15 protein-coding genes are annotated in these 14614 nt (G+C 63.2%); 12 read left to right on the top strand and 3 right to left on the bottom strand.

What is annotated here, in order from left to right; genetic code table 11:
- The coding region (locus H162_RS33505; protein ID WP_156885777.1) for a transposase at positions 1-202 on the bottom strand (202 nt) is incomplete at its 3' end.
- A 346-nt stretch (positions 203-548) separates the two neighbouring features.
- On the opposite strand from H162_RS33505, the gene H162_RS31750 reads away from it, so the two are divergent.
- Positions 549-1242 (top strand): IS6 family transposase gene (locus tag H162_RS31750; protein ID WP_229452235.1). Its coding sequence is split into 2 segments (ribosomal slippage): positions 549-962 and positions 964-1242, totalling 693 coding nucleotides; the frame shifts between segments, so codons are not numbered across the junction.
- Here the strand turns inward: H162_RS31750 and H162_RS35780 are convergent.
- On the bottom strand, positions 1209-1463 hold the full coding sequence (locus H162_RS35780) for a DUF4148 domain-containing protein (RefSeq protein ID WP_156885778.1): 255 nt from the start codon (positions 1461-1463) through the stop codon (positions 1209-1211). The genes H162_RS31750 and H162_RS35780 overlap by 34 nt on opposite strands.
- Positions 1464-1859: 396 nt before the next feature.
- On the opposite strand from H162_RS35780, the gene H162_RS0123975 reads away from it, so the two are divergent.
- Positions 1860-3491: a methyl-accepting chemotaxis protein gene (locus H162_RS0123975; RefSeq protein ID WP_040788082.1), complete on the top strand. Its 1632-nt coding sequence runs from the start codon at positions 1860-1862 to the stop codon at positions 3489-3491.
- 417 nt (positions 3492-3908) lie between these two features.
- On the opposite strand, the gene H162_RS0123980 is transcribed toward H162_RS0123975, so the two are convergent.
- Complete coding sequence (locus H162_RS0123980) at positions 3909-4823, bottom strand: LysR family transcriptional regulator (protein ID WP_020656032.1); 915 nt, start codon at positions 4821-4823, stop codon at positions 3909-3911.
- Positions 4824-4921: 98 nt separating this feature from the next.
- Here H162_RS0123980 and H162_RS0123985 point away from each other — a divergent pair, with 98 nt between their 5' ends.
- The 10 genes from H162_RS0123985 (at position 4922) to H162_RS0124030 (ending at position 14545) form a co-directional block, all read left to right on the top strand.
- Entirely contained in the window at positions 4922-6031 is a 1110-nt protein-coding gene (locus tag H162_RS0123985; protein ID WP_020656033.1) for a muconate/chloromuconate family cycloisomerase, read from the top strand.
- Between the two features lie 23 nt (positions 6032-6054).
- Positions 6055-6345 carry a muconolactone Delta-isomerase gene (gene catC / locus H162_RS0123990; protein WP_026355025.1) on the top strand — a complete coding sequence of 97 codons (291 nt, stop codon included), beginning with the start codon at positions 6055-6057 and terminating at the stop codon, positions 6343-6345.
- Between the two features lie 32 nt (positions 6346-6377).
- Positions 6378-7298: a catechol 1,2-dioxygenase gene (gene catA, locus H162_RS0123995; protein WP_026355026.1), complete on the top strand. Its 921-nt coding sequence runs from the start codon at positions 6378-6380 to the stop codon at positions 7296-7298.
- 11 nt (positions 7299-7309) lie between these two features.
- Entirely contained in the window at positions 7310-8680 is a 1371-nt protein-coding gene (benA, locus tag H162_RS0124000; protein WP_020656036.1) for a benzoate 1,2-dioxygenase large subunit, read from the top strand.
- Complete coding sequence (gene benB / locus H162_RS0124005) at positions 8677-9168, top strand: benzoate 1,2-dioxygenase small subunit (RefSeq protein WP_020656037.1); 492 nt, start codon at positions 8677-8679, stop codon at positions 9166-9168. The genes benA and benB overlap by 4 nt, the downstream gene beginning before the upstream one ends.
- A 27-nt stretch (positions 9169-9195) precedes the next feature.
- Positions 9196-10215 (top strand): benzoate 1,2-dioxygenase electron transfer component BenC, encoded by a 1020-nt coding sequence (benC, locus tag H162_RS0124010; protein WP_020656038.1) that lies wholly within the window; start codon positions 9196-9198, stop codon positions 10213-10215.
- Between the two features lie 2 nt (positions 10216-10217).
- A complete protein-coding gene (locus H162_RS0124015) occupies positions 10218-11003 on the top strand; it encodes a 1,6-dihydroxycyclohexa-2,4-diene-1-carboxylate dehydrogenase (RefSeq protein WP_026355027.1) in 786 nt (261 codons plus the stop codon).
- A 2-nt stretch (positions 11004-11005) separates the two neighbouring features.
- Positions 11006-11785, top strand: a complete 780-nt coding sequence (pcaD, locus tag H162_RS0124020) for a 3-oxoadipate enol-lactonase (protein ID WP_020656040.1) — start codon at positions 11006-11008, stop codon at positions 11783-11785.
- Positions 11786-11890: 105 nt separating this feature from the next.
- Entirely contained in the window at positions 11891-13156 is a 1266-nt protein-coding gene (locus tag H162_RS0124025) for a benzoate/H(+) symporter BenE family transporter (protein ID WP_020656041.1), read from the top strand.
- Between the two features lie 42 nt (positions 13157-13198).
- Positions 13199-14545 carry an MFS transporter gene (locus H162_RS0124030; RefSeq protein ID WP_020656042.1) on the top strand — a complete coding sequence of 449 codons (1347 nt, stop codon included), beginning with the start codon at positions 13199-13201 and terminating at the stop codon, positions 14543-14545.
- The last annotated feature ends 69 nt before the right edge of the window (positions 14546-14614 follow it).

Raw genomic sequence — 14614 nt, forward strand, 5'->3', positions numbered from 1 at the left:
ACTTGTCTTCCGAGGTCCATTCCTCGGCATTTTTCCCACTACCTGGCACCGCTGTTCCTTGATTACGAAGTTGACGGCGCCAAGTATAAAGGGTCTGCTCCGTGATCCCGCTCTCGCGGGCCAGCTCCGACACCGGCCTGTTCTGCGGCGGCATCATCTGCCGCAACAGCGCTTCTTTCCGTTCTGCTGAATACTGCTTCACACGATCTCTCTTGCCCGTCCCCGATATCGTTTTACTTCATCAGGTGACGCGACAACTATTCTGACACCGGGGGCGAGCGCATCTATCTGATCCCAGTGGCCGACTTCCCACTCACATCTACATCTGGCCATCTACACGCACACTACTAAAGTATGAGCAGTATGCACATTCATCATTAGCAGCAATGTTTGGGCTTTGAGAAGAAATTCTGGGTCGGCTATGAACCTGCCCGGGCGTCCGCTTCCACGCCTAAGCGGAAGTTGACTGCTAGCGAGGGTTCCGTCGCATTAACGGAGCCGTTGACGGGATCGGGTAGACTGTGGCGCCGAACACTCGACTATTCGACATGCTCAGCTTCAAACAGATGCGTTTCCCGGTCAACGTCATCCTGATCTGTATCCGCTGGTATGCGGTTTACCCGCTGAGCTACCGACACATCGAAGAGATGATGCAAAAGCGTGGTGTCTCGGTCGATCATTCCACGACCAACCGCTGGGCGATCCGTTTCTTGCCAATGATTGAAAAGCTGTCCCGCCAGTACAAGCGCAAGGTGGGTAGCAGTTGGCGGATGGATGAGACCTACGTCAAGGTCAAGGGGACCTGGAAATATCTCTACCGTGCTGTCGACAAGCAGGGCAAGACTGTCGAATTTCTTCTGAAGGAACAGCGTGACATGGCCGCAGCCAGGCGCTTTTTCGACAAGGCCATGGCCCGGAACGGCGTACCGGACAAGGTGGCGATGGACAAGAGCGGCGCTAACAAAGGCTGCCATTGATGAGATCAATGGCAGCAGGAGTGTTCCGATCGCTGTACGCCAGGTGACATACCTCAACAACATCATCGAACAGGATCATCGCGCGATCAAGCGCGTGATGAGGCCGATGCTCAACTTCAAGTCATTCAAGTCTGCCAGCAGTGTGCTCGCCGGCGTCGAACTCATGCACATGATCCGCAAGGAGCAGTTCGCGATTGACAGCGTCGGCACGATATCGTTCGCCGAACAATTCTATACGCTGGCACGACAGGTCCGTCCTGCATGAGGCGTCCTCGTCCCTGATGAGGGAAGCTCGACTTCGGCCTGCCAATGCAACAGAACCAGATAATCCGCTTCGGTTACGGGAACCAGGCCGTCCACCCTTGCCTGTTCCAATTCGGCCAGGACCCGGATGCGGGTTTGATCGTTTGCTGCGAGGTCATTGGTAGAGGCACAGCCGGACACCAGGGTAACAAGCACTGCAGCGACACAGAATTTCGTATTCATATCGTTCACTAATTTTCAGAAGCTTAGAGGGACAGATCGGCCAATGGCTTGATCCACAGCTTTATTTTATCACTGAATAATACATTAATGAATTAAATCGAGGCAGTCCGTGGCGGACTACCATGGCGCACGCGTGAAGGGCGACACCGGTCGCCTTGGCTGCCCTCATCCTCGGGGAGTGGATCGATCAGTTATCGATACCCGGAAGGTATTAACAAGATACCAAAGCGGTGTTGGACGCTGTTACGCATTCTTACTATCCTGCATTAATAAGGCGAAAAAATAGCTTTGCCTGACCGAAACCCATTTTCCTGCCTTCCCACCGCATCACCGATTTATCCCAGCATGCAGCGCAGACTGCCGCCCCGACCATTCGGATCAATAAGAAAGCCACTCATGAGACTATCCTTCCGCACAAAACTCTTCCTGCCTTTAATGATCAGTTGGCTCTGCCTGCTGTCGGTCGTCACGGTCAATGCATTGCGCGACCGTACCCTCCGCATGGACGAGCGCAAGACGCAGATTGCCAACGCCGGCGATATGGCCATCTCGATCGTGAAGGAATACGCGGCCATGGCCAGTGCCGGCAAGCTCCCTGAAGCGGATGCGAAACAACAGGCGCTGGAGCGCATCAAGGCCTTGCGCTATGGGGAAACGGGTTATCTGCTGGTGATCGATTCCCAGCGGATGCTCATGCATCCGATCGCGGCGAACCTCGTCGGCAGGAGCGTTGGCGACATCAGGGATGCCGAAGGCCGTCAGATGTGCCTGGACGCCCTGAACGTCGCCAAGGAAGCGGGCAATGGCTATACCTACTTCTTGTGGAACAAGCCGGGAGCGGCGGCGCCCGAGCAGAAAATCTCCTACAACGTCTATTACCGACCGTGGGACTGGACGGTCATGACCGGCCTCTACACCGGTGACGTGGACGCGGCGTTTCGCACATCGGTGCTCGAATCCTTGGGCGTGCTCGTGATTGCTGGCCTGGCGCTTTCGGTCCTCGTGGCGGCGATCGTGCGCAACATCGAGCGCTCACTCGGGGGCGCTCCCGAACATGCGGTTGCGCTTGCCCGCCGTATCGCGCAGGGCGACCTAGGGTGCGCCATCGAGATCCGGCCAGGCGACAGCACCAGCCTCATGGTCGCCATGAAGGCCATGCGCGACGCCCTTGCCGGCATCGTCGGCCGGGTGCGGGAAGGTACAGCGACGATCGCCAGCGCATCCTGCCAGATCGCCGCCGGAAATATCGACCTGTCGTCCCGCACCGAGGAGCGTGCCGCGACGCTGGAAGAGACCGCGTCCTCGCTGGAAGAACTCACGTCGACGGTGCAGCAGAGCGCCGATCATGCGCTCCAGGCCAATGCGCTGGCGCGCTCGGCATCGGAGGTGGCGCTGCGCGGGGGCGAGGTCGTGTCGCACGTCGTGGACACGATGGCCTCGATCAATGCGTCGTCGAAGAAGGTCGTCGACATCATCGATGTGATCGACGGCATCGCATTCCAGACCAATATCCTGGCCTTGAACGCGGCGGTCGAAGCAGCGCGTGCCGGCGAGCAGGGCAGGGGTTTCGCCGTGGTCGCCGCCGAAGTGCGCAACCTCGCCCACCGTTCGGCCGCCGCCGCCAGGGAAATCAAGTCCCTGATCGACGACTCGGTCGAGCAAGCGGATGCCGGCGCCATGCTCGTCAACCAGGCTGGCGCCACGATGAAGGACATCCTCGACAGCGTTGAGCGGGTGACGGCGATGATAGGCGAGATCACGGTGGCGGCACAGGAGCAGACCGTCGGCATCGAGCAGATCAACCAGGCCATGAGCCAGATGGATCAAGTCACCCAGCAAGACGCGGCGCTGGTCGAGGAGGTCGCAGCGACGTCCGAATCGATGCAGCACCAGGCTGCGGAACTCGCGGGAGTCGTCAGCATGTTCAAGCTCGCGGATGGCGGCACACTGCCTGCGGCCCAGGCGTCGGCATCGGTTCCGACCAAGCGCACCGGATGGCAAGTCCGGGTCGGCCCTCTGCTGCGTTAGACCACACGCTAGGGCCCTGTCTGCCGGCGGCACGATGCGCCGGCTCGCTCGCAATCCGCCCTGCCGGTTGCTCGGCCCTATGCTTGCGCAGAAACCCACAGCCTATCCAGGCATCTATAGTCAACCCGCCCAGGTGCTGGGCACCTGTCATCACCACGACAGCAGTGATACCCATCGGCGACCACATCAAACCAGCTCGACCAAGCCACTTAGTCCCGGCGTGCATAGCACGCTAGGAGCGAACGCTGACCGCTCCCTCCGCGTCCCGTTCTGAAAGCAGAGGCTATGTGATCACATCATCCTTGGCCAGGATGATGGCAGCGGCATCTACACCAAGGTGCAGCAAAGCACGGTGCGAACGTTCGATCGGTGTTGCAGACGCATCCCGCCTGGAAATGTATCCAGTCACGATAAGCTTTACAACACGTGCTTGACGTGGCTGATCCCGAGTTCGTCGTAGATTTCGTAGATCACTTCAAGCATGTTAACCAGTTCGGGCGTACGGTCCATCTGGCGCACGCTGAAGATGATCGGCGAGACCGCCCCCGGATCGTCGAGCGTTTTGTAGACCACATCGGTCCTGACCATGCCCTGCAGGCTCTTGGGCACGATCGCCACGCCCTGGCCGGCGCCGACCAGGCCGATGGCGATCTGCAGCTCGCGCACTTCGATCACCTTTTGCGGGAACAGCATCCGTTCGCGGAAGATCGCCAGCACCTGGTCGGCGAAGCTGGGACGCGGCTGCTTCGGGTAGACCAGCAGGGCTTCCTGCGTCACGTCCGACAGCCTGATCGGACCTTCAGTCTTCGATAACCGGTGGCCGGCGGGAAGGGCCACGATTAGCGGCTCCTCGCGCAGCACAACGCGCCTGACGGCAGGGTCCTCGATCTTCAGGCGGCCGAAACCAACGTCGATGCGACCCTCTTTCAGCGCCTGGATCTGCTCGATCGTGGCCAGTTCGTGGAAGCTGATGTCCAGCGTCTGGTAGCGTTCGCGGAAGCGCCGCACGATCTCCGGAAGCAGGCCATACAGCGTGGAAGCGACGAAGCCGATCGCGAACTTGCGGTCGATCTTGCCGACGCGCTGGGTCATCGCTTTCAGGTCGGCCGCTTTGTCCAGCAATTCCTGCGCATGCGCATGGAAGAACTTGCCCGCCTCGGTCAGGCGCAGCGGGCGCGATCCCTTTTCGATCAACACCACACCGAGTTCTTCTTCGAGCTGCTGGATCTGCCGGCTCAGGGGCGGTTGCGCGATGTTCAGGCGCTCGGCCGCCCGGGTGAAATTTTTCTCATCGGCGACGGTGACGAAATAGCGCAGATGGCGCAACTCCATAATACCTCCTGGGTATGGAACTGATACTAAATCGGTGTTGGACTGCGTGGTTTTTCGCGGATATCGTAATCACACATAACCGATTATATGGATTGAATATGATTCGCGAAATCGAAACGACGCTGGTGGATGTGCCGACGATCCGACCGCACAAGCTGTCCGTGGCAACCATGAACACCCAGACGCTGGTCCTGGTCCGGATCCGCTGCGATGACGGCATCGAAGGCTGGGGCGAGGCTACCACCATCGGCGGTCTTGCTTACGGCGAGGAAAGCCCGGAAAGCATCAAGGCGAATATCGACACCCATATCGCCCCGCTGCTCGAGGGCATGGACGCGGGCCGTGTCGCCGTCGCGATGGCGAAACTCCGGAAGTCCGTCCAGGGCAACCGCTTCGCCAAGTGCGCGATCGAGACCGCGCTCCTGGACGCCCAGGGCCAGCGCCTCGGCGTGCCGGTCAGCGAACTGCTCGGCGGACGGGTGCGCGACGCGCTGCCCTGCGCCTGGACCCTGGCCAGCGGCGATACGGCGAAGGACATCGCGGAAGCCGAAACCATGCTGGACAAGCGCCGCCACCGCATCTTCAAGCTCAAGATCGGCGCCCGCAGCGTGAAGGAAGACGTCGACCACGTGCTGGCGATCAAGCGCGCACTGGGCGAGCGCGCCAGCGTGCGGGTGGACGTCAACCAGGCCTGGTCCGAGCTCGACGCTGTGCGCGGCATCGCCGCGCTGGAAGCCGGCGGCATCGACCTGATCGAACAGCCGGTACGGGCCGACAACCGTGCCGCGCTGCGCCGCCTGGCCGCGCGCTTCGATGTGGCGGTGATGGCCGACGAAGCCCTGCATGGTCCTGTGGACGCCTTCAACATCGCCCGCATCGACGGCGCCGACGTGTACGCGGTGAAGATCGCCCAGAGCGGCGGCCTGTTCCCGGCGCAGCAGGTGGCCGCCGTGGCCCAGCTGGCGGGCATCGGCCTGTATGGCGGAACCATGCTGGAGGGCGGCATCGGCACCGCGGCCAGCGCCCACCTGTGCTCGACCTGGTCCGAGCTGGCCTGGGATACCGAACTGTTCGGCCCTTTGCTGCTGACCGAGGAAGTGCTGGAAGAGCCGCTGGTCTACCAGGACTTTGCGCTGCAGGTGCCGACTGGCCCCGGCCTGGGCGTGCGTATCGATACCGACAAGCTGCAGCGCATGCGCCGCAAGTAAGCAACGACACAAGGAGACCAGCCATGTTGTTTCACGTCACGATGGAAGTCCAGCTTCCCGCCACCATGCCGCGCGAGCAGGCCGACCTGCTCAAGGCCGACGAAAAAGCCCTGGCGCAGCGCCTGCAGGAAGAGGGCAAGTGGCGCCACCTGTGGCGCATCGCCGGACAGTACGCCAACGTCAGCATCTTCGACGTAGCCGACAACGAGGAGCTGCACGCGCTGCTGATGTCGCTGCCACTCTTTCCCTATATGCAAATTGCAGTCACGCCGCTTTGCCGGCACCCGTCCTCTATCCGCGCCGACGACCGTTGAGCGGATCCACCCAGACCAACAAGGAGACAAGCATGACTCACCAAGAAATCGACCAACTCGTAAAAACCTGGATCGTCGACTCGGCAATCCGCCCGGCTAATCCACGTGTGCAGGCAATTGTCCTGCGCCTTGTCAGCGACCTGTGCAAGGCGATGGAAGACCTGGACATCCAGCCGAGCGAATTCTGGACCGGCCTCGATTACCTGACCAATGCCGGCAAGGCGAACGAACTGGGCCTGCTGACCCCGGGCCTGGGCCTGGAGCGCTTCATGGACATCCGCGCCGATGAAGCCGAAGCACGCGCCGGCATCACCGGCGGCACCCCGCGCACCATCGAGGGCCCGCTGTATGTGGCCGGTGCGCCCGAATCGAAGGGCTTTGCCCGCCTGGACGACGGCACCGAGAGCGAGCAGGGCGAAGTCCTGTTCATGCAGGGCACCGTGTTCGATGCGCAGGGCAAGCCCCTGCCGGGCGCCAAGGTCGAGGTCTGGCACGCCAACCTGCTGGGGAACTATTCGTTCTTCGACCAGACCCAGTCGCCGTTCAACCTGCGCCGCACCATCATCACCGACGCCGCCGGCCGCTATCAGTTCCAGACGATCATGCCGAAGGGCTACGGCTGTCCTCCGGGCGGAAGCACCGCCAAGCTGCTCGACCTGCTGGGCCGCCACGGCCAGCGTCCGGCCCACATCCACTTTTTTGTGAGCGCCGAAGGCCAGCGCAAGCTGACCACCCAGATCAACATCGACGGTGACGAGTACCTGTGGGACGACTTCGCTTTCGCCAGCCGCGAAGGCCTGGTGCCGGCCATCGTCCGTGTGAGTGACCCAGCCGCTCTCGACGCCAAGGGCCTGGCCAAGCCGTTCGCCTCGATCGACTTCGATTTCCACCTGCACCAGGACGTCGCCGCAGCGCCGAGCGCCGAAGTCGAACGTCCGCGCGCCGCCGCCTAAAGGAGCCTGCCATGATCCCGATCCATCCCGTACCCGCCCGGCCGGACATCAAGCTCGATGAGCTACTGGTCGAAGACCAGGCCAGCGGCGACCACCGTCTGCACCGCAGCGCCTTCACCGACGAGGCCCTGTTCGAACTCGAGATGAAGCATATCTTCGAGGGCAACTGGATCTACCTGGCCCATGAAAGCCAGATCCCGAACAACAACGACTATTACACGACGCACATGGGCCGCACCCCGGTGTTCATCGCCCGTAACCGCCAGGGCGAGCTGAATGCCTTCGTCAACGCCTGCAGCCACCGCGGCGCCCAGCTGTGCCGCCACAAGCGCGGCAACAAGGCGACCTACACCTGCCCGTTCCACGGCTGGACCTTCAACAACAGCGGCAAGCTGCTGAAGGTGAAGGATCCGGAAGACGCCGGCTATCCGGAGTGCTTCAACAAGGAAGGCTCGCACGACCTGAAGAAGGTGGCGCGCTTCGCCAACTACAAGGGCTTCCTGTTCGGCAGCCTGAACCCGGATGTGCTGCCGGTCGAGGAATTCCTGGGCGAGGCCGGCAAGATCATCGACATGATCGTCAACCAGTCGCCGGACGGCCTGGAAGTGCTGCGCGGTTCCTCGACCTATACCTTCGAGGGCAACTGGAAGCTGCAGGCCGAGAACGGCGCCGACGGCTACCACGTCTCGGCGGTGCACTGGAACTACGCGGCCACGACCAGCCGCCGCAAGGAACAGGAAGCCCAGCGCGAGGACAAGATCCGTGCGATGGACGCCGGCAAGTGGGGCCGCCAGGGCGGCGGTTTCTACGCCTTCGAGCACGGCCACATGCTGCTGTGGACCCAGTGGGCCAATCCGGAAGACCGGCCCAACTATCCGCGCCACGCCGAGTACGCCGCGCAGTTCGGCAAGCCGACCGCGGACTGGATGGTGGGCCGCTCGCGCAACCTGTGCCTGTATCCGAACGTCTACCTGATGGACCAGTTCGGATCGCAGATCCGCCTGCTGCGCCCGATCTCGGTGGACAAGACCGAGGTGACGATCTACTGCATCGCGCCGAAGGGCGAATCGGACGAGGCGCGCGCGCGCCGCATCCGCCAGTACGAGGACTTCTTCAACGTCAGCGGCATGGCCACGCCCGACGACCTGGAGGAATTCCGCGCCTGCCAGCAGGGCTATGCGGGCACCGGTGCCGGCTGGAACGACATGTGCCGTGGTGCGACCCACTGGATCCAGGGTCCGGACGAGGCCGCGAAGGAAATCGGCCTGGCGCCGGTGCTGAGCGGCGTGCGTACCGAGGACGAGGGCCTGTACACGGTGCAGCACCGCTACTGGCTGGATGTGATGCAGAAGGCACTGGCCGCACAAGGAGAAAAAGAATGAGCACCATCGACATTCAGGATATTGCCGCCTTCGTCTACCGCGAGGCCCGCCTGCTGGACGACGAAGCCTGGGACGAGTGGCTCGAATGCTATCACCCGGACGCCCAGTTCTGGATGCCGTCCTGGGACGACGACGGCAAGCTGGTGACGGATCCGCAGCGCGAAATCTCGCTGATCTATTACCCGAACCGTGCAGGCCTGGAAGACCGCGTGTTCCGCATCAAGACCGAGCGCTCGAGCGCCACGATCCCGGACACGCGCACCAGCCACAACATCGCCAACCTCGAAGTCGAAAGCCGGGAGGGACAGGTGGTCACGGTGCGCTTCAACTGGCACACGCTGAGCCACCGCTACAAGACGGATTTCAGCTATTTCGGCATGTCGCGCTACGTGATCGATTTCGCGGGCGAGCAACCGAAGATTCTCAATAAATACGTGGTCCTGAAGAACGATTACATCCATCAGGTAATCGACGTGTATCACATCTAAACGCCTGACAAGGCCAGGAGACAGACGATGAGCCATCACATCGCCTTGCAGTTCGAAGACGGGATTACCCGCTTCATTGCGTGCAACGACAACGAAAAGCTGGCGGACGCAGCTTACCGCCAACGGATCAACATCCCGCTCGACTGCCGCGACGGTGCCTGCGGCACCTGCCGCGCGCATTGCGAATCGGGCAGCTACGACATGCCCGAGTCCAGCTACATCGAGGATGCGCTCGAGCCGGAAGATGCGGCCAAGGGCTTTGTGTTGACCTGCCAGATGAAGCCGACCTCGAACTGCGTCGTCAAGATCCTGGCGACTTCCGAAGCCTGCAAGTCGGGCGCACACAGCTACCACGGCCGCATCGCCGCGGTCGAGCAACTGTCCGACTCGACCATTCGCTTCGCGATCGACACGGGAGACGAAGCGACGCCGGGCTTCCTGCCGGGCCAGTACGTCAACATCGGCATCCCGGGCACGGAGCTGACCCGGTCGTATTCGTTCAGCTCCGCCCCGGGCAGCACGCGCGCCGAGTTCGTGGTCCGCAACGTGCCCGGCGGCCGCATGAGCGGCTACCTGACGGCGACCGTGAAGGCGGGCGACGAGATCACCTTCCTCGGGCCGTTCGGCAGCTTCTACCTGCGCCCGCTCCAGCGCCCGGTCCTGTTCCTGGCCGGCGGCACCGGCATCGCGCCTTTCCTGTCGATGCTGTCGGTATTGGCCGAAAAGGGTTTCACGCAGCCGGTGCGGATGGTGTACGCGGTGACCAACGACTTCGACCTGGTCGGGATCGAAGAACTCGACCGCATCGCCGCCGCCCATCCGCTGTTCTCCTACGTGACTTGCGTCGTTGCGCCGGAAAGCACCCATCCACGCAAGGGTTATGCCACTGCGCACGTCGAGCCGACCTGGATGAATGACGGCGATGTCGACATTTACCTGTGCGGTCCGCCGCCGATGGTGGACGCGGTGCGCCACTGGCTGGACGGAGCCGGTATTACTCCCGCCAACTTCTACTTCGAGAAATTCTCGCCCAGCAGTGGAGCATGAACATGACGAACCGTGAACGATTTCGCGACAAGGTAATGATCGTTACCGGGGCCGCGCAAGGCATCGGCCGCGGCGTGGCACTGGCGGCAGCCCGGGAGGGCGCCCAGCTGGTGCTGGCCGACCGCTCCGACCTGGTGGATCAGGTGGCGGCTGAAGCACACGAGCTGCAAGCGCTGGTCAGCGTGGCCAAGGTCGACCTCGAGACCTATGCCGGCGCGCGCCGGCTGGTGGAAGTGGCCCTGCAGGATTTCGGCCGGGTCGACATCCTGGTCAACAACGTGGGCGGCACCATCTGGGCCAAGCCCTATGAAGCCTACGAGGAAGAGCAGATCGAAGCGGAGATCCGGCGCTCGCTGTTCCCGACCCTGTGGTGCTGCCGCGCGGTGCTGCCGGCGATGCTGGAGCGGCGTCGCGGCGCGATCGTCAACGTGTCGTCGATCGCCACCCGCGGCATCTACCGGATCCCGTATTCGGCGGCCAAGGGTGGCGTGAATGCGCTGACGGCCAGCCTGGCGCTGGAACATGCGCAGGAGGGCATCCGCGTCAACGCGGTGGCCACCGGCGGCACCGAGGCGCCGCCGCGGGCCATCCCACGCAATCCGAAGCCGCTCAGCGAGCAGGAGCAGGTCTGGTACCAGGGCATCGTCGACCAGACCATCGCGTCCAGCCCGATGCACCGCTACGGCACGATCGACGAGCAGGTCGGCGCGATCCTGTTCCTGGCCTCGGATGAAGCGTCGTACATCACCGGCAGCGTGCTGCCGGTCGGTGGCGGCGACCAGGGGTAATCATGGCGACCGCGACGATCAACGGAACACTGCTGCATTACCGCTGCCAGGGCAACCGCGCCAAGTCCACGGTCGTGCTGTCGAATTCGCTCGGCACCGACATGGGTATGTGGGAAGACCTGGCCTACCGGCTGGCGCGGCACTTCCACGTGCTGCGCTACGACACCCGCGGCCATGGCGCCTCGGCCAGCCCTGCCGGTCCTTACACGCTCGACCTGCTGGGAGGCGACGTGCTGGCGCTGCTCGATATTCTCGATATCGAGCGCGCCCACTTCGTCGGGCTGTCGATGGGCGGCGCGATCGGCCAGTGGCTGGGCGTGCATGCGCCGGGCCGGCTGGACCGGCTGGTGCTGGCGAATACCGCCGCCCGGATCGGCACGCCTGAAGGCTGGCGCGCGCGCGCCGCGGCCGTGCGCGCCGCGGGGATGGACGAGATCGCGGCCGGCTCTCCGGGACGCTGGTTCACGACCGGCTTCGTGCGGGCGCAGGCGGACCTGGTGGGCGCCATGCAGGCAAACCTGCGCGGGACCGATCCGGAGGGTTATGCGGCTTGCTGCGACGCGCTGGCCGAAGCAGACCTGCGCAACGCGATCGTCCGTATCCGGAAGCCGACCCTGGTGATTGCCGGAGCGTTTGACCCGGTGACAACTGTGGAGGACGCGCGTTTCATGCAGGATGCGATTCCCGGCGCCAGGCTTGCTACCGTGCCGGCCTCGCACCTGTCGAACATCGAAGCCCCTGAACTGTTCGCAGAAACAGTCGAGGCTTTCCTGTTGGGCTGAGCCCAGCAGGACCGGGCCAGCGCCAGGCGCAGGCCCGCACTTGATAACAACCGCAGGGGAGACACCATGCAGGAACCATCTCACGCGCAGCGCGAGGGTGGCCAGTTGCGCCAGGAACATCGGCCGCAGCCCGGCGACTCCGCGGCCGGCGCCAATATACCGCCCGCCATGCCGCCCATGCCCAAGCCGGCGGGCTCGGACTGGTCTGCTTCCGCGGTCACGGCCGGCTTCCTGGCTGTGCTGGTGTCCTTCACTGGACCGCTCGCGATCTTTTACCAGGCGGCCCAGGCGGCCCAGGTCGACAACGCCATGTTCGCGTCATGGGTGTGGGGCATCTCGATCGGCGCGGCTATTTCGGGAATCGTCCTGAGCTGGTATCTCCGCACGCCGGTGATCACCGCCTGGTCGGCGCCGGGCACCGCGCTCCTGATCACCCTGTTTCCGGGACTATCGCTCCATGAGGCCGTGGGCGCCTATATCACTGCGGCCGCCGTGTTGCTGGCAATCGGCCTGTCGGGAAGCTTCGAACGGGTCATGTCCTGGGTTCCCAAGGGCGTCGCGAGCGGAATGATGGCAGGGATCCTGCTGCCGTTCGGCCTGGAGGCCTTCAGGTCCACCAGTACCTTGCCGCTGCTGGCGTTCGGCATGATCGGAGCCTATCTGGTCTTCAAGCGCGCCGCGCCGCGCTATAGCGTCATGCTGCTGCTGGTTGCGGGCGTCCTGATCGCCGTGTTCACCGGCGCGACCAGGTTCTCCGGCATCGAGCTGGAACTCGTCACGCCACAGTTCATCGCTCCGGCCTGGTCCTGGGGCAGCACCTTCAGCCTGGCGCTGCCGCTGGTGCTGGTCACGCTCACGGGGCAGTACCTGCCGGGGATTGCGGTGCTGAAGACCTCGGGCTACCAGGCCAGCGTGCGGCCGATCATGAGCGTCAACAGCATCGTGTCGCTGGCGGTCGCCGTTACCGGCGGCATCACCATCGCGATCGCCGCCATCACTGCCGCCATGTGCACCGGGCGCGACGCCCACGAGGATCCGCGCCGGCGCTACATTGCCGGCTTGTCCAATGGCCTGTTCTATCTTGCCGCCGGCCTGTTTGGTGGCTCGATCGTCATGCTGTTCAGTGCACTTCCCCGCGAGCTGGTGGTGACCCTGGCCGGACTGGCCCTGCTGGGCCCCATTACCGCCAACCTGGCCGGCGTCATCGTCGCCGAGGATCACCGCGAGGCGTCCATCATCACCTTCCTGGCCACCGCATCGGGCATGAGCTTCCTCGGCCTGGGTTCGGCGTTCTGGGGAATCGTCATCGGCATGGTCGCCTGCCGCGTACTGCACGGCGGCCCGAAGGGAGAACAGGTCCAGAAGAAGTAAACAGCATGTGTAACACCATTTCAAAACCAAGGAGACAACATCATGCGACACATCGACGTACATAAACTGGCCGACACAGCCAAGTTCAACAGCTTCCACACCTCGCTGCTGCTCTGGTGCGGGATCATCATCATCTGCGACGGTTACGACCTCGCGGTGGCGGGCATCGCGCTGCCCTCCATCATGAAGGAAATGGGCGTCACGGCCCAGAACGCTGGTTTCATGGTCAGCTCCGCACTGTTCGGGATGATGTTCGGCGCGATTTCCCTCGGCACCCTGGCGGACCGCATTGGTCGGCGCTGGGCGATCGTGATCTGCCTTGCCCTGTTCAGCGTGTTCACGGCGGCGGCCGGGATGACGAATGATCCGTATGTGTTCAGCGTGTTGCGCTTCCTCGCGGGCCTCGGAATTGGCGGCGTGATGCCGAACGTGGTGGCTCAGATGACGGAATATTCGCCGAAGAAGATCCGTGCGACCATGGTCACCCTGATGTTCAGCGGCTATGCGGTCGGCGGGATGCTGGCGGCCGTCCTCGGAAAGGGCCTGATCGAGCAGTACGGTTGGCAATCGGTGTTCCTGGCGGCAGGCGTGCCGGTGATCCTGATTCCTTTCATCCTGAAGTCGATGCCGGAATCGATGCCTTTCCTGATCAAGCAGAACCGCCTGGACGAGCTGAAATCGGTATTGACTCGCATGGAACCGAGCTATCGCGCGACGTCCGAGGATAACTTCCAGATCCCGGTCACCGAGCGCGCCGAGGGCGCCCCGATCGGCAAACTGTTCCAGGAAGGCCGTGGCTTCAGCACCATCATGTTCTGGATCGCCTTCTTCATGTGCCTGTTCATGGTATATGCGCTCAGCTCCTGGCTGGCGAAGCTGATGGCCAGCGCCGGCTACAGCCTGGGATCGGCGCTGACCTTCGTGCTGGTGCTGAATTTCGGCGCTGTGATCGGCGCGGTGGGCGGTGGCTGGCTGGCAGACCGCTTCCATATCAAGTACGTGCTGGTCGGGATGTATGCGCTGGCGGCGGTGTCGATTACGTTGCTGGGCTACAAGGTGTCGACCCCGGTGCTGTTCCTCCTGGTCGGCCTGGCCGGCGCCTCCACCATCGGTACCCAGATCGTGACCTATGCCTATGCGGGCCAGTTCTATCCGAGCACGGTGCGCTCCACCGGTATCGGCTGGGCCTCCGGCGTCGGCCGCAGCGGCGCGATCCTGGCGCCGATCGTGATTGGCACCCTGGTTGGGATGGCGCTGCCCTTGCAGCAGAACTTCCTGGCGATCTCGATTCCGGCCGTCATCGCGACCATTGCCGTGTCCCTGATCCGGCATGAGCGCTCGGCCTCCGCCAAAGAGGTCGCTGTCCAGCGCGCCGCTGGTCAGGCTTAATCAGCAATAGAAGCAAGACGGGTCGCTGCACCAGCGGCGGCCCGACCGGCGGCAGCCGGGCATTCCCAT

It is taken from the genome of Massilia niastensis DSM 21313, from assembly GCF_000382345.1.
Taxonomy (GTDB): Bacteria; Pseudomonadota; Gammaproteobacteria; order Burkholderiales; family Burkholderiaceae_D; genus Telluria; species Telluria niastensis.